The 20205-nt window shown below is 69.1% G+C and carries 14 protein-coding genes; 7 read left to right on the top strand and 7 right to left on the bottom strand.

Annotated features, from left to right (window positions below):
- Together D7X99_RS19185 and D7X99_RS19180 are read right to left on the bottom strand one after the other, a co-directional pair.
- Positions 1-7159 (bottom strand): non-ribosomal peptide synthetase (locus D7X99_RS19185; RefSeq protein WP_158627035.1); only part of this gene is annotated, 7159 nt, incomplete at its 3' end.
- Between the two features lie 290 nt (positions 7160-7449).
- Positions 7450-8715, bottom strand: coding sequence for an amidohydrolase family protein (locus D7X99_RS19180; RefSeq protein ID WP_147476184.1), 1266 nt, complete (start codon positions 8713-8715; stop codon positions 7450-7452).
- Between the two features lie 92 nt (positions 8716-8807).
- Between D7X99_RS19180 and D7X99_RS19175 the strand changes: the two genes are divergently transcribed.
- From D7X99_RS19175 to D7X99_RS19165, 3 genes are all read left to right on the top strand, one after another.
- Positions 8808-9398 carry a hypothetical protein gene (locus tag D7X99_RS19175; RefSeq protein ID WP_121779038.1) on the top strand — a complete coding sequence of 197 codons (591 nt, stop codon included), beginning with the start codon at positions 8808-8810 and terminating at the stop codon, positions 9396-9398.
- Between the two features lie 101 nt (positions 9399-9499).
- Positions 9500-11071 carry a PKD domain-containing protein gene (locus D7X99_RS19170; RefSeq protein WP_121779037.1) on the top strand — a complete coding sequence of 524 codons (1572 nt, stop codon included), beginning with the start codon at positions 9500-9502 and terminating at the stop codon, positions 11069-11071.
- Positions 11072-11168: 97 nt separating this feature from the next.
- Positions 11169-12602 carry a glycoside hydrolase family 43 protein gene (locus tag D7X99_RS19165; RefSeq protein ID WP_121779036.1) on the top strand — a complete coding sequence of 478 codons (1434 nt, stop codon included), beginning with the start codon at positions 11169-11171 and terminating at the stop codon, positions 12600-12602.
- 58 nt (positions 12603-12660) lie between these two features.
- Here D7X99_RS19165 and D7X99_RS19160 read toward each other — a convergent pair whose 3' ends face one another.
- Positions 12661-13383 (bottom strand): TetR/AcrR family transcriptional regulator, encoded by a 723-nt coding sequence (locus tag D7X99_RS19160; RefSeq protein WP_121779035.1) that lies wholly within the window; start codon positions 13381-13383, stop codon positions 12661-12663.
- Between the two features lie 124 nt (positions 13384-13507).
- Between D7X99_RS19160 and D7X99_RS19155 the strand changes: the two genes are divergently transcribed.
- Complete coding sequence (locus D7X99_RS19155) at positions 13508-14371, top strand: SDR family oxidoreductase (protein WP_121779034.1); 864 nt, start codon at positions 13508-13510, stop codon at positions 14369-14371.
- A gap of 3 nt (positions 14372-14374) precedes the next feature.
- On the opposite strand, the gene D7X99_RS19150 is transcribed toward D7X99_RS19155, so the two are convergent.
- A complete protein-coding gene (locus D7X99_RS19150) occupies positions 14375-15505 on the bottom strand; it encodes a hypothetical protein (protein WP_147476183.1) in 1131 nt (376 codons plus the stop codon).
- 154 nt (positions 15506-15659) lie between these two features.
- On the opposite strand from D7X99_RS19150, the gene D7X99_RS19145 reads away from it, so the two are divergent.
- Entirely contained in the window at positions 15660-16472 is an 813-nt protein-coding gene (locus D7X99_RS19145; protein WP_121779032.1) for a GNAT family N-acyltransferase, read from the top strand.
- Positions 16473-16551: 79 nt separating this feature from the next.
- A complete protein-coding gene (locus tag D7X99_RS19140; protein ID WP_121779031.1) occupies positions 16552-17250 on the top strand; it encodes an iron-containing redox enzyme family protein in 699 nt (232 codons plus the stop codon).
- Between the two features lie 81 nt (positions 17251-17331).
- Here the strand turns inward: D7X99_RS19140 and D7X99_RS19135 are convergent, their stop codons facing one another.
- The 3 genes from D7X99_RS19135 to D7X99_RS44295 form a co-directional block, all read right to left on the bottom strand.
- The gene (locus D7X99_RS19135) at positions 17332-18408 is read right to left on the bottom strand and encodes a LuxR C-terminal-related transcriptional regulator (protein ID WP_233613528.1); all 1077 of its coding nucleotides are present in this window, start codon (positions 18406-18408) and stop codon (positions 17332-17334) included.
- Positions 18409-18611: 203 nt separating this feature from the next.
- Complete coding sequence (locus tag D7X99_RS19130; protein ID WP_121779029.1) at positions 18612-19166, bottom strand: hypothetical protein; 555 nt, start codon at positions 19164-19166, stop codon at positions 18612-18614.
- A 335-nt stretch (positions 19167-19501) separates the two neighbouring features.
- Complete coding sequence (locus D7X99_RS44295; protein WP_255429431.1) at positions 19502-19627, bottom strand: hypothetical protein; 126 nt, start codon at positions 19625-19627, stop codon at positions 19502-19504.
- Between the two features lie 247 nt (positions 19628-19874).
- On the opposite strand from D7X99_RS44295, the gene D7X99_RS19125 reads away from it, so the two are divergent.
- Positions 19875-20189 (top strand): hypothetical protein, encoded by a 315-nt coding sequence (locus D7X99_RS19125; RefSeq protein ID WP_121779028.1) that lies wholly within the window; start codon positions 19875-19877, stop codon positions 20187-20189.
- Positions 20190-20205: the final 16 nt, after the last annotated feature.

The raw sequence follows: 20205 nt of genomic DNA, 5'->3' as shown, positions 1-20205 counted from the left end.
AGAAGTCCGTGAGCGTCTGGGACAAGGGCAGGTGGACAGGCAGGGATGCACCGCGCTGGGACTGCACGGCGGGACGCGGCTTGTCGGTGGGCAGCTCCAGCAAGGCAGGCGCGCCGGAGAGCTGCTGCTTCCAGTAGCCCAGTTGCGCCTCGAGCACCTCGCCTTGCAGCCACGAGCGCTGCCACACCGCGTAGTCCGCGTACTGCACGGGCAGCGGGTCCACGGACGGCGAACGCCCCTCGCGGAACGCCTCGTAGAAGGCGACGAGCTCGCGCACGAGCACGCCCATGGACCAGCCGTCGGAGACGATGTGGTGCATCGTCAAGAGCAGCACGTGCTCGGTGGGCGCGAGCCTCAGCAACTGGGCGCGGAGCAGCGGTCCTCGAGTGAGGTCGAACGGACGCACGGCCTCGGCGGATGCCAGTCGCCGCGACTCCTCCAGCGCCACCTCCCCCAAGGCGCTCAGCTCCACCACGGGCAGGGAGAAGTCGACGGTCGTGTGGATGACCTGGACGGGCTCGGGCTGACGCGGCGCGAAGGTGGTGCGGAGGGGCTCATGCCGGTCGATGAGGGCGCGGAAGGCCTGCTCCAGCGCGGCGACGTCGACGGTCCCCTGCATCCGCAAGGCGGTGGGGATGTTGTAGGCGAGGCTTCCGGGCTCCAGCTGCTCAATCAGCCACAGCCGCTGCTGCGCGAAGGACAGCGGCAGGTCCTCCGTGCGAGGCACCGGCGTCAACGCAGGTCCCTCCGCCACCGGAGCCCTCGGCCCGGCCTCGTCGATGCGCCGGGCGAGCCCCGCCAGGGTGGGCGCCTCGAAGAACGTGCGCAGCGGCAACTCCACGCCGAAAGTCCCGAGCACGCGCGAGACGACCTGGGTGGCCAGCAGCGAGTGCCCACCCACTTCGAAGAAATCGTCCTCCGCGCCGATCCGCTCGACGCGGAGCACCTCGAGCCAGAGGGCCGCGAGCTTCTGCTCGGTGGGGGTCGTTGGGGGCACGTACCGTCCCCGCTCCAACGCGGCCACGGTGGGGACGGGGAGGGCCGCCCGGTCGACCTTGCCGTTGGGGGTGAGCGGCAGGGCCTCCATCACGACGAAGGCGGTCGGCACCATGTGACCGGGCAGTTGCTGCTGGAGGTGTGCCCGCAGCGCCGCGGCGTCCAGCACGGGGCCACCGCTCTCTGATGGAATGGCGACGTAGGCGACCAGGCGCTTGTCGCCGGGCACGTCCTCGCGGGCCATCACGAGCGTCTCCGCGACACCGGGCAGCCGTTGCAGCGCGGACTCCACTTCGCCGGGCTCGATGCGGAAGCCACGCACCTTCACCTGGAAGTCGGTGCGGCCCAGGAACTCCAGCGAGCCGTCCGCGCGCCAGCGGGCCCTGTCACCCGTGCGGTAGAGGCGTTCGCCGGGCGAAGAGGTGAAGGCGTTCGGAATGAAGCTCTCGGCGGTGAGGTCAGGCCGGCGCAGGTAGCCCCACGCGAGGCCAGCGCCTCCGACGAAGAGTTCACCGGCCACGCCCACGGGCACGGGCCGCTGGTGGATATCCAGCACGTATACGGTGGACTGGCCGATGGGCTTGCCGATGGGCACCGCATGCCCGACGGGTGACGCCGGGCCCATGATGTGGGCGGTGGAGGCGGTGGTGTTCTCGGTGGGGCCGTAGCCGTTGATGAGGACGGAGCCGGGAGCGAGCTTCGCCAGGTGCTGACGGGCGCGCTCGGCGGGCATCACGTCGCCACCGATCATGAGCTGGGAGACACGCGCGAGGGTGTCTCCCTGGTGGAGGGCCATCTGCTCGAAGAGGGCGGTGGTGAGGACGACGCTCGTGGGGGCGTGACGGCGGAAGAAGGCCGCGAGCTCCTCCAGCGAGAGCGAATGCGGCGGCGCGAGCACCAGCTGGGCGCCGTGAAGCAGGGCGCTCCAGATTTCCATCGTGGAGGCGTCGAAGGCAGTGGGCGCGAGCTGGGAGTAGCGGTGCTCCGGGCCGAAGCGGAAGTAGGACGCGCCGCACACCAGCCGCATGACGCCGCGGTGGGGCACCATGACGCCCTTGGGCCGTCCGGTGGAGCCGGAGGTGAACATGACGTAGGCGAGGCTGTCCGCGGACGCAGGCACCGCGGGCGCGTGCGTGGGCTTGCGCGCGAGGAGCGCGGCGTCATCGTCCATCAGCAGGGAGGCGCCGAAGAAGGACGGGAGGCTCTGCTCCCAGTCGGAGCGAGTCACCAGCACGGGAGCGCCGGAGTCTTCCAGGAGCATGGCGAGGCGCTCGTGGGGATAGCTCATCTCCAACGGGACGTAGGCGGCGCCGGCCTTGAGGACGCCGAGGATGGCGACGATGAGGTCGAGCGAGCGACCCAGGCCCAGGGCCACGGGAGTGCCCGGACGCACGCCCAGGCCGATGAGCGCGTGGGCGAGTTGGTTGGCGCGCTCGTCCAGTTGCCGGTAGGTGAGGGCGTCGTCACCGAAGAGGACGGCCAGCGCGTCCGGCCTTTCGCGAGCCTGGTCCGCGAAGCGCTGGTGGATGGAGGTCTCGTGGGGAAAGGGCGACCGCGTGTCGTTCCAGTCGATGAGCAGCTGGCGCTGCTCGGCCTCGTCCATGAGGGGCAGCGCGGACAGGGGCTGCCGCACGTCTCGGACGACGGCCTGGAGCAGCACGCGCAGGTGTCCGAGCATGCGGGCGACGGTGGCCTCGTCGAAGAGGGCCGTGCGGTACTCGGCGGAGAGCCGCAGGCCACGAGCGTCTTCGGACGCCACCAGCGTCAGGTCGAAGCGCGACACGCCCCCGTGCACCGGCAACGTGTCCATGCGCAGGCCGGGAAGCGGAACGAGCGACAGCGGCGCGTTCTGCAGGACGAACATCACCTGGAACAGCGGTGAGACGTTCAGCCAGCGCGAAGGCTGGAGCACCTCCACCAGCTTCTCGAACGGCACGTCCTGGTGGGCGAAGGCGCCAAGGGCGGAGTCATGCACCTGGCCCAGCAGCTCGCGGAAGGACGGATCCCCGGACAGGTCCGAGCGCAGGACGAGCGTGTTGACGAAGAGGCCGATGAGGCCTTCGAGCTCGGAGCGCGAGCGGCCGGCAACGGGAGTGCCGACGGCGAGGTCATCCTGACCGGAGTAGCGCTGGAGCAGGACGTTGAAGGCCGCGAGCAGCACGGAGAACAGCGTGCGGCCTTCACGCAGTGCCACGAGCTTGAGGCGCTGGACGAGGGGGAGGGGCAACAGCAACTCATAGCGAGCCCCCCGGCCGTCGGGCTGCGCCAGTCGAGGCCGATCCGAGGGCAGCTCCAGCACCGCGTGCGGATCCAACCGCTGGCGCCAGTACGCCAGCTGCGCGTCGAGCGCATCCCCTCGCATCCACTGCCGCTGCCAGGCGGCGTAGTCCGCGTACTGCAAGCGCAGCGGTGCCAGGGATGGGGCCTGGCCGGACGCGAACGCCCGGTACAGCTCCGCCACCTCGCGGACCAGCACGCCCAGGGACCAGCCGTCGGACACGATGTGGTGGACGGTCAGGAGCAGCAGGTGCTCCTGCTCTTCCAGCACCAGGAGTGTCACGCGCAGCAGCGGTCCGGTGGTGAGCGCGAAGGGAAGAAGGGCCTCGGCGGTGGCGCGGCGGCGAGCCTCGGACTGGCGCTCCTCCGCGGGCAGGGAGCGCAGGTCCGTGAGGTCCAACGTCAGGACGGAGGGCGGCGCGATGGCCTGGACGGGGCCCTCGGGCGTGTCGCGGAACGTGGTGCGCAGCGACTCGTGCCGGTGCACCAGCGCTTCGAGTCCGCGTCGCAAGGATTCGACATCGAGCGCCCCGGACAACCGCAAGGCCACGGGCATGTTGTAGGTGGCCGTCCCGGGCTCCAGTTGATCAATCAGCCACAGCCGCTGCTGAGCGAAGGACAGCAGCGGCGCGGCTCCGCGCGACACTGGAACCAGAGGCGGCAAGCCGGACGCTGGCTCCTCCGTGCCGGCCGCATCCAGGTGACGTGCGAGGGCCTCCACTGTCGGGGCCTCGAAGACGGTGCGCAGGGCCAGGTCCACGCCGAAGGCCGCGCGCACGCGAGAGACGAGCTGGGTGGCCAGCAGCGAGTGCCCACCCAGTTCGAAGAAGTGGTCGGTGGCGCCCACGCGGGGCACGCGCAGGACTTCCACCCAGAGCGCCGCGAGCTTCTCCTCGGTGGGCGTGCGCGGGGCGATGTACTCGGAAGTAGAGGCCGGTGCCTCCGGCGCGGGCAGGGCCTTCCTGTCCACCTTGCCACTGGGAGTCAGGGGCAGGGAGTCCAGCAGGACGAAGGCGGAGGGCACCATGTACTCGGGCAGCTTCTCGTGCAGCCGCGATCGCAGCGTGGGGACGTCCAACGCCCCGTCACTGCGGCAGGCCACGTAGGCCACCAGTCGCTTGTCACCCGCGGTGTCCTCGCGAGCCACCACCACGGACTGACGCACGCCGGGGTGCTGCTCCAGCGCGGCTTCAATCTCCCCCAACTCGATGCGCAGGCCGCGCACCTTCACCTGGAAGTCTGCACGGCCGACGTACTCGATAGCACCGTCCGGCAGCCACCGGGCCACGTCGCCGGTGCGGTACAGGCGCGAGCCAGGCGAGTCGCTGAAGCCATCCGGGATGAAGCGCTCGGCCGTCAGCTCCGGACGGCCCAGGTATCCGCGCCCCACCTGCACACCGCCGATGAAGAGCTCGCCCGGGACGCCCACGGGGACGGGCCGCAGGTGCGCGTCGAGGATACGGATTTGGGTATTGGCCACGGGCCGGCCAATGGGAACGGAGCGGCGGGACTCGCCGGGCAGGCACTGGTGGAAGGTGACGTCGACGGCGGCCTCGGTGGGGCCGTAGAGGTTGTGAAGCCCGGTCCAGGGCAGCCGCCGCAGGCAGCGCTCCGCGAGTTCCAGGGGAAGGGCTTCTCCGCTGCACACCACGCGGCGCAGGGACGTGCAGGACTCCAGCGCCGGCTCCTCCAGAAACACCTGGAGCATGGAGGGAACGAAGTGAAGGGTGGTGACACCGGCCTCTGCGACGAGGCGCGCGAGGTAGGCCGGGTCCTGGTGCCCGCCGGGTTTCGCGAGGACGAGGCGCGCACCCGTCATGAGGGGCCAGAAGAACTCCCAGACGGAGACGTCGAAGCTGAAGGGAGTCTTCTGAAGGACGACGTCCGCGGGGCCCAGGGCGTAGGCGGACTGCATCCACAGCAGGCGGTTGACGACGGGGCCATGGGCATTCATGGCGCCCTTGGGCCTGCCGGTGGAGCCGGAGGTGAAGATGACGTAGGCGAGGCCGTCGGCGGAGGCGCGAGGAGGAGGAGCGTGCCGGGGCTGAAGAGCGACGTCGTCCCACTGCGTGTCCAGGCACAGCACGCGGGCGTCATGGGCGGGCAGGCGCGACAGCAGGTGCTCCTGGGCCAGGAGCACGGCAGGGCGCGCGTCCTCCAGCATCCAGGCGAGGCGCTGGGCGGGGTAGGCAGGGTCGAAGGGGACGTAGGCGCCGCCGGCCTTCAGCGTGGCGAGCAGGGCGACGACGAGCTCCAGCGAGCGCTCCAGCAGGAGGCCCACGCGGACCTCCGGCCCCACGCCGCGCACGATGAGGGCGTGCGCCAGCTGATTGGCCCGTGCATCCAGCTCCCGATAGGTGAGCGCGCGGCCCTCGAACGCGAGCGCCACGGCATCCGGGGTGCGCTCCACCTGAGCCTGGATCAGCTCCGGCAGGGTGGCCGCGTGCGAAAGGTCAACGCGTGTGTCGTTCCAGTCGACCAGCACCTGCAGCTGCTCGGCCTCGTCCATGAGGGGCAGCGCGGACACACGCTGTCCGGCGTCCAGGACAACGGCCTGGAGCAGCGAACGCAGGTGTCCAAGCATGCGCGCGACGGTGGCCTCGTCGAAGAGGGCCGTGCGGTACTCGGCGATGAGGCGCAGGCCGCGAGCCTCTTCGGACGCCACCAGCGTCAGGTCGAAGCGGGCCGCGCCCACATCCACCGGCTGTGCCTCCATGCGCACGCCGGGAACAGGAGGCAGGGCCACGGGCGCGTTCTGCAGGACGAACATCACCTGGAACAGCGGTGAGACATTCAGCCGGCGCGAAGGCTGGAGCACCTCCACCAGCTTCTCGAACGGCACGTCCTGGTGGGCGAAGGCGCCAAGGGCGGAGTCATGCACCTGGCCCAGCAGCTCGCGGAAGGACGGATCCCCGGACAGGTCCGAGCGCAGGACGAGCGTGTTGACGAAGAGGCCGATGAGGCCTTCGAGCTCGGAGCGCGAGCGGCCGGCAACGGGAGTTCCGACGGCGAGGTCATCCTGACCGGAGTAGCGCTGGAGCAGGACGTTGAAGGCCGCGAGCAGCACGGAGAACAGCGTGCGGCCCTCGCGCAGGCCCAGCTCCTTGAGCGCCTGGGTGAGCGCGGGCGGCAGGACGATGGAGTGACGAGCCCCCTGGACGTCCAGGCTCGCGAGCCGGGGCCGATCCGAGGGCAGCTCCAGCACCGCATGCGGATCCAACCGCTGGCGCCAGTACGCCAGCTGCGCGTCGAGCGCGTCGCCTTGCGCCCCCTGGCGCTGCCATGCGGCGAAGTCCGCGTACTGCAGGGGCAGTGGCCTCAGGGCAGGGGTCTGGCCGGAGGTGAAGGCCTGGTACAGCTCCGCCACCTCGCGGACCAGCACGCCCATGGACCAGCCATCGGACACGATGTGGTGGACGGTCAGGAGCAGCAGGTGTTCGTCCGCGGAGAGCCGGTAGCGCACGGCGCGGAGTAGCGGACCCCGCTCCAGGTCGAACGGCACGCGCACGTCTTCCCGCACATGGCGCAAGGCCTCGGGTTCACGCAGCAGCTCGGGCAGGCTCCCCAGGTCCACTTCCGAGATGGACAGCTTGAGGTCCGGAGCGACGTGTTGGAGCGGCCGGCCCTCGTGCTCCGGGAAGGTGGTGCGAAGCGCATCGTGGCGATCCACGACGGCCTGGAAGGCGCGGGACAGCGCCACGGGATCCAGCTGTCCGGAGATGCGGACGGTGACGGCCATGTGGAGCGCCGCGTTGCCGGGCGACAGCCGCTCCTGGAGCCACATCCGTTCCTGCCCGGACGAGGCGGCCACGCGAAGCGACGGACGGGTCTTCCCACGCAGCAATTCGGCCAGCCGCGAGCGCTTGTCATCAGAGGGGGAGGTCATGTTGGCGCCAGCTCCTTCGTGTCGCGCGGACGGGCGCCGACTCCTCATGCGGAGCGGCGTCTTCCTGAAGTGCGCGACGACGGTGAACTGGTGTCAGCTATCTCACCGAATCAATACCTTGTCCAAACACGAGGCGGGAACGGATCCACCGCCCGGTCCCCGGGGCCGCGTGGGAGGTGGATACGCGGCATGATGTTTCCGGTTGTTACGACCCCCGGATCCGCTCAACCATTGGATGCAATGACACACTGTGTGGGCGGCGCCGCTCGATAGGACATCGTGGCAATCCGCTACTCGGCGGAAGCGCGGATGAAGAGCGCCTTGCCCGTTCGAATCGTGCACTTCACGTCCGCGAACCGCCGGACCTCCGTGGAGGGATCTCCGTTGAGCACCACGAGGTCGGCGTCGAAGCCCGGCTTGATGCGGCCCCGGCGCTCGGAGGCGCTCCAGCGCGCAGCGGGGGCGGTGGTCAACGACGCGAGGATCTGCATCGGGGTCAGCCCCGCGTGGGCCATGAGGACGTACTCCTGCGTCGGATCCAGGTCCCTCATGTAACCGACGTCGGTGCCGAACAGGACCTGGCCACCCGCGCTGGAGAACGCCGCGAGCTGCCGTTCGGCGCCCCCCACGAGGCGGTCGCGCACGTCCGTGGGCACGTCCGCCTTGGCGAGCTCGTACCCCCAGAGCTGCAACGTCGGCACCAGGGAGACGTGGCGCGCGACCATCTGGCCGACGAGCTCCTCGCTCCACCCGGTCTTCGGTGAATCGATGGTCGTATGCACGACGACGTCGACGCCAGCCTGCACGGCCGCGCTCACGCCTTCGGGGTCGGTGGGATGCACCATGACCAGACCCCCTCGCTGGTGGGTTTCATCCGCCGCGGCGCGAGCGACGTCCTCCGCCATGCGCCGGATCTCCCCCCCTCCCTGGGGCGTGGCGACGAACAGCTTGGTCCCCTTCGCGCCGCCCTCGGCATTCGCGCGGACGACGGCGCGGGCCTCCTCCGCCGACGCGGGTTGCGGAAGCTGCGCCAGCAGCTCGGGTGGCAGGTCCCGCAGGTAGAAGGGAATGCCGTTCCGCGGATACATCGGGGAGCCAACGGTGAGGATCGCCGGCCCCTGCAGCTCGCCTCGCTCGATGCGCTGGCGAAGGGCCTCGGTGTTCGCGGGGTCGGAGCCGGTATCGACGACCGTCGTGAAGCCAAAGCGCGTGGTCATCCCGGTCAGCGGTGGCTGAAGCTCGTCGCGCGGACGGCTGACGGCTCCGGCGAACGCGGCATCCGTGAAGTGGACGTGGCTGTTCTGGAACCCCGCGGTGATCACCCCACCGCTACAGGCGTCTTCGAGCCGCACTCCAGGAGGCGGAGCAACCGGCGCGGAGCCCATGGCTTCGATCCTCCCGTCGCTCACGACCACCCAGGCGTTGTCCAACGGGGGCGCGTCTGGCGCCACATAGAGCCGCGTGCCCGTCAGGAGATAGCGATCCGTGGGAGCCGGACGCTGGCTGGACGCGCAGCCCGCGGTGGCCAGGGAGAGAATCAGAGTGACCCGTTTCATGTTGTTCACCTCGCTGAGCCGAACCGTGCTCCCACGCGCGGAGCCCGTCAAACGGTCAATGGGTCGGACCGGCGCCTGATACGATTACAGTCATGTCCCTGAAGCACGTCTCGCCCCTCGTCGCGCTCCTGCTGTCCGTGCCTGGCGACGCACCCCGGGCGGCGGATGCGAAGCCCGGCGCTCCGGTGCCCTCCCACTGCGCCCAGGCGCCCCTGTTCCAGCGCTACGCGCGCAACGGCATGGTGGAGTCCCTGCCTGGAAACAAGGTGCGCCTGACGGTGGTGACGGACGTCCACAGCGCGGACTGCGGCACCCCCGACTGCTACTTCACGAAGGTGCGGGCGGTGTTCCACTTCGCGGAAGGCAAGGGCTGCCGCGTGCGCGAGGTGGAGGTCTCCACGGAGGATGGCGGCTGCATCCCGGAGGGCGACCGTGCACCGCCGAAGCGGGAGGCCTTCATCCCGAAGGGGGCCGCGGACGTGGCCGACCCGGCATTGGCGCAACTCACCCTGCGCACGCGCAAGGCGGACCGTGCGCTCGTCCTCCTCCCGAAGAACCTCTTCTACTTCGAGGACGTGAAGGCGGGCGCTCCGCTCCACACGACGCTGCCCACCGGTGAGGAGGGAGAGGACGCCTGCTGCTGGGGTGCCTCCATCGCGGAGTCGCACTTCCGCGCCGAGTGATGCTTTCAGTATATTCCAGTTTGTCTGAATAGAATTGACTTGCTGGTTTGCGTGCTCGCAATGTCTCCACGTCGCCAACGATGGCGACGGGGGAGCACACCATGCCGAAGTCGAAGCAACTCGCGTCCTGCCTTGCCCTCGCGCTGGCCACGGTCTCGCCAGTGGCCCTTGCCGACTCCGCGATCTACGGCGGCGGCCCGTTCTATTCCGGCGGCACCGCGGTGATGAACGACCTGCGCGGCTCGGGCTTCACCACCGTGATCCTCTGGAGCTTCCACATCGAGGACAACGGCGACCTCGTCTACAACGACATCCCGGTCGTCCGGAACGGCGCCTATATCGGCGACCCGGCCTGGCCCACGCGGCTGGCCACGCTCAAGACGGCGCCGACCTCGGTCAATCGCATCGAGGTGTCCATTGGCGCCTGGAGCGTCCCCGACTTCGAGCGCATGGCCCGGCTGGTCAACGGCACCGCCACCGGCTGCGGCAGCACGCTCGTCTGCGGCACCGGCACCAACAGCATCCTGTACCGCAACTTCCAGGCGCTGAAGGCCGCCACCGGCGCCAACGCGGTCAACTTCGACGACGAAAGCGCCTACGACCTCGTGCCCACCACCCAGTTCGGGCAGATGCTCATCGGCCAGGGCTTCAAGATCACCTTCGCGCCCTACACCCAGCAGACCTTCTGGCGGAACCTCAAGGACAACCTCGGCAGCGCGGTCGACGGCATCTACCTGCAGGTCTACGACGGCGGCGCTGGCAACAACCCCGCGAGCTGGAACACCGCGATGGGCATGACCGTCGACCCGGGCCTGTGGTCTCGCCACGGCACCAACTGCGCCAGCGGCGACAGTCCGGCCTCGGTGCAGAGCCGGATGAGCACCTGGAAGAGCAGCGCCGGCATCAACGGCGGCTTCATGTGGCTGTACGACGACATCCAGAAGTGCGTGGCGCAGGGCACGAGCGCGCAGTACGCGGCGGCCATCAACACGGCCGTCAGCGGCAACACCCCGCCCGTGGCCAACTTCGGCGTCACCGTGAGCGGACTCACCGCGACCTTCAGCGACGCCTCCAGCGACAGCGACGGCACCATCACCTCGCGCAACTGGAGCTTCGGCGACGGCAGCGGCTCGACCGCGACGAATCCCAGCCGTGTCTATGCCAGCGCCGGCAATTACAACGTCAGCCTGACCGTGACGGACAACGGCGGCGCCAGCAACACCAAGGCCCAGACCGTCTCGGTCGGCTCGGGCTACGCCAACCTGGCGCTCAACAAACCTACGACCGGCTCCACCGCCTGCAACAGCAGCGAAACGCCCGCCAAGGCGGTCAACGGGAGCGTCTCCGGTGGCACCACCGACAAGTTCTGCTCGTTGGTGTCGGGCGCCTGGATGCAGGTGGATCTCGGCTCGGCGCAGACGGTCACCAGCTTCACGGTCCAGCATGCCGGCGCGGGCGGCGAAGCGAGCACCTGGAACACCCGGGCCTTCACCCTCCAGACCTCCACCAACGGCACGAGCTGGAGCACCCCGGTGACGGTGACCAACAACACCGCCAACACCACCACCCACGCCATCAGCGCCACCTCCGCGCGCTACGTCCGGCTCAACATCACCACCCCCAGCCAGAACGGCGACCCGGCGACGCGCATCTACGAACTCGAGGTTCGCTGACCGACCCTTCCCAATCCCGGGACGGGACGGAATCTCGACAACTAGTAAAAGCTGATAAATAGGACTTCCGAGTCTTCGCAAGCTCGGAGGTCCATCGATGAAGAACCCCTCGTTGTTTTCCGCCGTCGTCCTCGCCGCGCTCGTGGCGGGTTGTGGTGGAGAGCGTTCCGACGCTCCCCTCGTGGACGAGGCCCCGGTGGGCACGTCCAGCGGGGCGCTCGCGTGCACCACGCGCATCACCTACGGGGACCGGTGGATCCACCCCGGGCACCCGGAGCAGCACGACACCGCGAGTGGCCTGGTGACCTGGGACGGCAGCTGCGTCAATGAAGGCAGCAACTCCTACGCCGTGTTGTCGAACGGCTGGAAGCCGTACTTCACCGGGCCCAACGCCTGTGTGCTGGCGCTCGACACGGACTGTTCCGGCGCCACGACCTGCGCGACGCGCGTCACCTACGGTCCGGCGTGGTTGCACCCCGCGGGACACCCGGCCCAGTTCGACGACGTGGGCGGCCGCGTGACGTGGGACCGAGGCTGCACCAATGCCTCTCCCAATTCGTACGCGGTGCTGTCGAACGACTGGTCGCCGTACTTCAGCGGCACCAACGCGTGCGGCATCTCACTGCGCTACACGGGCTGTGGAGGGCTCTACCAGAACCCCGTGGTGCCCGTGGACTGCGCGGACCCGGGCGTCATCCATGACGGCACGCAGTACGTCGCGGCCTGTACGTCCGGGGGCGCGGCCAACGCGTTCCCGCTGCGCACGTCCAAGGACCTGGTCACCTGGACGGCCGCGGGCAACATCTTCCCCTCCGCGCGCCGGCCGACGTGGGCCACGGGTGACTACTGGGCGCCGGAGCTCCACAAGGTGGGCACGCGGTACATCGCGTACTTCACCGCGCGCCACCAGGACGGGAAGCTGTCCATCGGCGCCGCGACGGCCACCAGCGCGCTGGGGCCCTTCACGGACCTGGGCCATCCCCTGGTGCATGACGCGGGCATGGGGATGATCGACGCCACGTTCTTCTACGACACCGCGGGTGTGCCGTACCTGGTGTGGAAGGCGGACGGGAACGCGGTGGGGCAGCCCACGCCCATCTATGGCCAGACGCTGTCGGCGGATGGGCTGTCGCTCACGGGCACGCGCCGCACGCTGATGAGCAACACGCTCGGCTGGGAGGGCGGCGTCGTCGAGGCGCCGTGGGTCGTCGCGCGGGGCGGCTACTACTACCTCTTCTACAGCGGCAACTCGTACGCCAACAGCACCTACGCCGTGGGAGTGGCCCGGGCCACGAGTCCGCTGGGGCCCTATACGAAGCTGGGCAATCCCATCCTCAAGACGGGCGGCGGTTGGGTGGGGCCCGGCCATAACTCGGTGGTCACCGGACCCGGCGGGGACACGGTCATGGTCTACCACGCGTGGAACAGCGCCCACACGGCGCGGGTGATGCTCGTGGATGCGATGACGTGGCCCAACGGCTGGCCCGCGGTTCCGGAAGCTCCGTCTTCCGGTTCGCGGCCCATGCCGTAGCGAATCCTTCCAGGTGGGGGACCGGCGGCTTCCGGCCCCTACCTGACGACGCGCGCTGTCACCCGGCGTCCGTGATGCGCGCCAGCAGTTCGCTCAACAGCGCGCTTTCGCCTGGAGTCAGGACGGTGAGCCGGTCCAGGGAGGCACGCAGCGTGGTGGCCGCTGAACGGACCTCCGTGTTCGCCGGGGGCGCCGTGTCGCTGGAGATGGCTGCCATGACCGTCTCTCGCGCGGCCTCGGACAGGCCGAGGTCGCGTTGCCCTTCGGGCTGGCGCAGGAGCGTGAGCACGGCGCCGTTGCACATGGACGACACGAGGCCGAGCGCCCGCTCTTCACTGACCCGCAGGCGGCCCGCGAGCGCGATGTTCCGGATGCGGCGCCGCAGGACCTCATTCCCCGTGCTGACCACGGAGGATTGCGGTGCTGGCTCCAGGTCGCTGCACATGAGCGCGAACAGCCCTGGATGGCTGAGTCCGAACGCGACGTGCATGTCCCAGCCCAGCCGCAGGTCCTGAAGCGGATCCGGGTGCGGTTTGCGCGCGGCCTTCTTCGCCACGTAGCTCGTCAGCTCGTGCTCGACGACGGCTGACAGGAGCCCGTGCTTGTCGCCGAAGAGCCGGTAGAGCGTGGGCGCCTGCACACCGGCCGCGGCGGCGACGGCACGTGTGGTCGCTGCGTCGGGTCCTCCAGAGGCGATGAGCTCCGCGGCGGCCGCCAGGATGCGCGCACGCGTATCGGGGCCCTCGGCGTCTTCGGCGGTGACCTTCTCCCGGTCCTTCATGCGCCTGACTTAACACGCGGCTTTCGGAACGACGGTAACGAATGCTTGATAACGGCGATAGCGGCCGCTACGTTATCGACGGTATCTGTATTTGGTTTCCGTCGATACGGAAGAGGGACGCTCGATGATCGTCGTGACCGGAGCAACGGGGCAGCTTGGCCGCCTCATCGTGGAGAAGCTCATCGCCCGCGTCCCGGTGGACCGGGTCGCCGTCAGCGTCCGCGACGTCCAGAAGGCCCAGGACCTGGCGGCACGCGGCGTCCGGGTGCGGAGCGGGGACTTCGCGGAGCCGAAGAGCCTCGCGCATGCCTTGGAGGGCGCGACCCAGGTGCTGATGGTCTCGTCGAACGCGGCCGCGCATGGGGGCGATCCCCTGGCCCAGCATCGCTCCGCCATCGACGCAGCGCGGTCCGTCGGCGCGCAGCGCATCGTCTACACGAGCCACATGGGCGCGAGCCGTACGTCGGCGTTTCCACCGATGCTCGACCACGCGGCGACGGAGCAGATGCTTGCGGAGTCCGGCATGGCGTGGACCTCGCTTCGCAATGGCTTCTACGCCTCGAGCGCGGCGTTCCTGCTGGAGCGGGCCCTGTCGTCGGGCGTGTTCGAGGCTCCCGCGGACGGGAAGGTCTCCTGGACCACGCACGCGGACCTCGCGGAGGCGGCGGCGGTCATCCTGACGAACGAGGGTCGGTTCGACGGGCCGACGCCGCCGCTCACGGCGTCGCAGGCGCTCGACTTCGGAGAGCTGTGCGACATCGCGTCGGGCATCCTCGGACGTCCCCTCCGTCGAAGCACCGTGTCCGAGGACGAGATGCGCGCGAAGCTCGTGGCGAGCGGCATGCCCGCGCCCGTGGTCGGCATCTCGCTCGGCCTCTACCGCGCGAGCCGCGATGGCGAGTTCGCGGCGGTCGACTCCACGCTGCTGCAGCTGCTCGGACGTGAGCCGGTGAGCATGCGCGAGCTGCTCGCCGGCAAGCTGCGCTGAGGCTCAGGGCGCGGGGATGAACCGGAGCTCTCCGGGACGCAGTGGCCCCAGGTACTTCATCCACTTCTCGTACTCGCTGTCGTACGACGCCCGGCGCACGTAGACGTCGCCGAAGTTCCCCGACGTGGGCGTGGCGCGCAGCCACAGGTCCAGCGCGCCCGTGTCGTCCATCCGCGCCACGCCGATGTCTCCCGGCGACGGCGTTCCCGGCAACGGGGGTAGCGGCTCCACGCCCTCGTCAGGCTTCGTCTGGAGGCTCTGGATGCGGTCTCGAATCGCGTCCAGCACCCAGGGGTCCATGTCCGGCAGGGCGCGCAGGCGGGGCTCCTGGGCCTCCAGCCGCGCGCTCAGCGTGGGGAGCACCTGGGTGCGGAGGGTCTCCACGGCCCGGGCATCCCAGCCCAGGTAGCGGGTGCTGCTCTGGAGCGCCAGCTGCAACCCGCCCAGGTCTTCCAGGGTCGGCAGGTCCTGTCTCCGGGCCAGCCACGTTTCATAGAACGTGCGGAGGAACCACTCCTGGTCGTGCCGGATGACCGGCACCGCCTTGCCCCATTCCCAGTCCGGCGCGAGCCCCGTCTGCCCCAGGTGCCAGGTGTTGAAGCCGCCCCGCGAGTCGGCGAACTTCGTGAGCTGCGTCCAGCGGGTCTCGGCGTCGGGGCGGGACTCGATGAACTCGCGGCACCGGCGCATGTCCTCGGCCGAAGCGCGCGGATCCGCGGCCACCAGGTCGCACGCCTTGTCCGCCGAGCCCCCTTGGACAGCCGCGCGCAGTGCGAGCCGCGCTTCCAGCTCCTGCCGTGCGCGGTGACGCGACGTCGACCACTCGCCTCCCATGATGGCCAGGAAGGCGGTGACGGCGCACGCGACCAGCGCCACCAGGGGCAGGCCCATCCCCAGCGGGAGCGAGTCGAACGGGCGGTCCGACAGGAAGCGCCGCCAGCCGACCCAGAGGGTGAGGAGCAGGGGAAGCACCGCGAGCACGAAGGCCAGCCCGTTCAGCGCCTGATGCAGCGGCGTGGCGGAGTGCCGGTACGACTCGCTGCTGAAGGCCAGGGTGAAGAAGGTGCCGACCAGCAGCGCCACGCCCAGCCCCAGCTCCACCAGCAGACACACTCCCGCAGCAACCGCGCTCATCCTCGATGCCCCTGTCCGGACGCGGTCGGGGTCCCATGCTCCCGGCCGCATGTTTCAGCGTAGTCGAATCCGCGCTCGAACTCGGGTCACCCGCGACGAAATAACGTGTGAGGGCGGTGAGACACCGGCCCGTTTCCCTACCGGGAGTGGACCCATGAGCTGCATTCACTGGCGCTGGCGTGTTGCCACCACACAGCGGGATCTCGATGACGTGGCGCGCATCCGCTGGGCCGTCTTTGGCGGAGAGATGGGATTGCTGTCCGAGCAGTGGTCGGTGTCGCGGCGGGAGATGACCTGCATCGACACGCTCGACACCACGGTGCACCTGCTCGTCCATGCCGGCTCGGAGGCCGTGGCGACCATGCGGGTGGCGCTGCCCAACGCGGAGGTGGCGGCGAACCTGGGCGGGACGGTGGGGCTGGAGATGGCGCAGCGGGTGGACCTCTCCAGGGTCATCCAGCCGGGCATGGCGTTCGCGGAGCCCTCGCGCTTCTGCGTGCTGCCGAAGTGGCGCCGCACGGAGGCCGTCGCGTGGCTGCAGACGGCCATGTACACGGAGAGCCGGCGGCGCGGCGTGACGCACTGGATCGCGTCCGCGAACCTGGAGACGGACTCGCCCGAGGACGCGCTGCTGTCGTGGCAGGTGGCGGCCAGCCGAGGATGGCTGAGTCCGCGCTGGCGGGTGGACGTGCCTGACCCGTGGCAGGCGCCGGTGCATCCCCGCAACCGCTTCTACACGCCCGAGGAGCGGGAGAGGGCGGAGCAGGGGCAGCTGGACGGACTGCGGCTGCCCCGGTCGCCCTCGCTCTTCGCCAGCACGATGGGGGCTCGCTTCATCTCGGAGCCGCTCTACGACGCGTACTTCCAGTGGTTCACGCTGCCGCTCGTCATGGCGCTGGATGAAATCCCCGCGGACAGCCTGGCGCGCTTCCACGCGCTGGACCTCGGTGTGAGCCCCGCCGTCTAGGCCGGGGCTGTTCCTTCCTTCCCTTCACCTTCCACACGCAACAACCGGGAGCCCGAAAGGCCCCGGACAGGAGACGTACGTGCAAACCCAGACGGAAACGAATTGGCTGGCGGCGCTGGACGAAGAGGCGCGGGGGCTGGTGGCGGCGGTGGATGCGCACCCCGACGCCCGTGGCCTCCTCGACGGCACCCTCGACGTGGAGGGCTACATCCACTACCTCGTCCAGACGTATCACTACGCTCGCTGGAGCACCCCCATCCTCGCCGAGGCGGGCCACCGGCTGAACCGGCTGGGCCGGCACCCGGAGCTGGCGAAGCTGTTGATCCAGAAGGGGGAGGAGGAGCGGGGTCATGACATCTGGTTGCTGACGGACCTGAAGAACCTGGGCGTCCCGGAGGCGCAGGTGGAGGCGGCGGCGCACAACCCCGCGGTGGATGCCTACACGGGGTGGAACTTCTTCACGTCGCTCTCGGGCGTGCCGACGGCGGTGCTGGGGACCGCGTACGCGCTGGAGTACCTGTCGCAGACGCGGGCGGGCGTGTGGGCGGAGCGGCTGCAGGCGGTGTCCACCATCCCCAACATCCGCAAGTCCGTCACGTTCCTGCGCAGCCACGGCGCGCTGGACGGGGGCCACGTGGCGGAGATGCAGAAGATCCTGACGCCGCTGACGGACCCGGAGGACCAGGAGGCCATCCTCTTCTCCGCCCGGGTCGCCCGGAGCGTCTACCCGCGCATCTTCCGCGAGGACGCGACCGCCGGCCACCCCCACACGAGGTAGAGACAAACACACGCAAGCTGGGAGAGCCTCCCGTTCGAGCCGTGGCCCTTCGGGAGGCGTCTTCTCTTGCGTTCGATTCTCTCAGACAGGCTTGTTGAGGCGCGCGGCCTGGTAGATGAGGTCCGCGCGGCCGTCGATGCCCAGCTTGTCGAAGATGTTCCGCACGTGGGTCTTCACGGTCAGGACGGAGAGGTCGAGCTCATCCGCGATCTGCTCGTTGTTCCGATTGCGGAGCAGGCACTTCGCGACGGTGACCTCGCGAGTGGTGAGCTCGCACTCCATCTCCGCGGGGAGCGGGATGGAGTGGGGCGTCTCGTTCAGCAAGAGGGCCCATCGCCGGGGGCCTTCCTCGGTGGGCAGTTCGACGAACCGGCACGTGCGGTTGCCATCCTGATGGTTGGAGACCCAGCGGGTGTTCCCGAGCCGGGCATCCGCGCCCATGGAGACCAGGGCGTCCAACTGCTCCTTCAGGGCACGCGGGAGTCCGGAGGAGTCGAGGTCCGACCGGGTGAACCAGCGATCCAGGAGGGCGGCGGCGTGCTCGGAGCGGAGCGCCTCCTTGGAGGAGTTCTCCACGACGAGGAAGGCGGAGTCGTTGCGGCGGTAGAGCTCTTCGAGGAGGCTGGCTCCGGTCATGAGCGTCTGGACGTCACTGCAGTTGCGCACCGCGTTCACCAGGTGCGGGTTGAGGCTGGAGAGGATGGCGGCGTTCTCGGTGGTGAACGCGCGTCGCCGGTTCCGGTAGAGCGCGAGCGCGGCGACGAGACCCGGGCGGATGTGGAGGAGCACGGCCATGATGTGCTCGAAGCGCGGGTCCAGCTCCTGGCTGCGTTGATAGATGAGGCTTCGTTCGTACTCCCCGCGGGTGAGGAGCTGCGTGTCGCGGACGGGCACGTTGGGCCGGGCGAAGATGGGGGCCCGGAGGAAGTCATGGTCAATCAGGCTGGCATACTCATCGAGGATGCGGAGCGGGTGGCCCGGGACGAACCACCGGAAGTCCGCCTTGGGCGCGACGTGCATGAGGCATAGCGCCATGGCGTCGGCCTGAACGAGCTCGAGGAAGGGGGCGCGTGCGGTCTCGAGGGCCTGGGGGAGGAACAGGGAGCTGTTGAGGGCCACGATGGCCCGGTCCTTGATCCCGTCGGCAGTGCGATTCATGGGACTGAACATCCACCCTCCTGGGGCAACCCTGCGGGTTTGTACGTCGCGACCGCTCATCCATAGCGACGTGCTGAAAACCTGTCCCTCACCCTCAAGAGGTATTGCCCGGACCCTTCAGTTCGGGCAGGCGCAGCCACAGCCACCTGACCCTGCACCGCCCGAGGCCTCATGCACCGGCCCCGGGCGGCGTGACACTCACGTCACTGCATGATGGTGACGATCTGCGCTTCGCAGGTGTTCACGTCGATGAAGGAGTTGACGGTGTCCACGGCACAGACGGCGCCGCCATAGGTGCCGTAATAGATCGTCGCGGTGCAGGTCCCGGCGTTGTCCGCGATGTCCGCGCGCCAGACACACGTCTTCGACGTGGACGGGCTCGCCGGGTTGACCGTCCAGTAGTACTGCTGGGAGAACGACGGGGCCGGCGCGGGGGCGCTGATCTGGAACCCGCCCAGGTTGGCGGTGGGCACGGGATAGGGCGTGTACACGCCGTTGAACGTGCCGTTCACGGTCTGGAGGCCCAGGGAGATGGTGGCGCCGCTCTGGTTGGAGACGAAGAAGTTCTCCAGCGCCGGGCCAATGGAGGCGCCGCCCCGCACCTGGGGAAGTTCGACCGCGCCCTCGCGAACGCTGACGTACTCGTTGCGCTGGGACAGGTAGTCGGGGAACCCGAGATCGGCCGGACCGGCAAAGGCAACCGACGGCGCGAGGGACAACAGGGAGGCGGCCAGGAAACGCTTCACGTTCCTCGTCATGGACTGCTCCTGAGTTGATTGTGTGGGGTTGGCCGAAGCCGAGATCTTCCTAACACTGGTCTTGATTTAACTGCAAATCGGAACGAGCAAATCAGGTTGTTCCTTTGTGCGCGGACGATTTCGTCCGGACGGTGTTGCACATTGCGTTGGAGACCTGGCTAGGGGTTTTCCACGGGTCTACCCATACACGCCACCTGGGTTCGGCGTGCCCCCGCTCGCCGGGTAGGCGGGCGAGCGGGGGGTGACACTACTGACACAATCAGCCGCAGGCTTCCGTCAGCTCCCCGATGTCGTCGAGCGACTGAAAGCAAAACAAGTACGTGTTGTATTCGTAGTCAAAGGAGGAGGTGGCCGGTGTCCTCGATCATCCCGTGGGTGGAGCCCTTCGCCTGCGTGGAATGGAGCCGCGCGTCGAGCGACCAGCCCTTCACGCCCACGCCCGAGCCATCGACGCCGTTCAAGGTGCCCCGGAGTCGGGGGAGGAGACGCTCCGCGACACCTGCGACCCGCTGCCAACACGGCGGCACCGCACCCCGTACGGACAGAAACTTCATGGACTCCCCCCTCTGGATGAAGGGGCGCGTTCTACTTGGGGTGCGTGTGTCCGGGAGGGAGGCATGTTCGACTCGTCCCTCGTTCTCAATCACTGACAACGGCAGTCAAAATGTGCATACACTGGCGGGGCAGTTCTTCTCAGACGGAGCACACATGCGCACGCTGCAGAAGTCCCTCCTGGCTGTCCTGGCTGTTGTTTCCCTTTCGCCCGCGGCGGCCCTGGCCGCGAAGCCCCAGTGTGAAGACATCTGTTATGAAAGGCCCTGCAGCATGGTCTGTGATGTCTGGGGACGCACGACCACGTGTGCCGAGAACGCGATGTTCTGGGGCTGCGTGGAAAGCATTGGCGGCTCCAGCGACTCCTCTGCCTCGGTGACCCCGGAAGCGGTCCAGCAGGCCGATGCCTCCGCGCAGGTGTGCAGCGAGCAGAACCCGGCCGCTGAGCAGTCCGCCGCCGTCGAGAGCTGAGTCGCGAGCGTGAACC

It is taken from the genome of Corallococcus sp. AB032C (assembly GCF_003668935.1).
Classification (GTDB): Bacteria; Myxococcota; Myxococcia; order Myxococcales; family Myxococcaceae; genus Corallococcus; species Corallococcus exiguus.
This window is presented reverse-complemented; position numbering and strand designations above follow the sequence as displayed.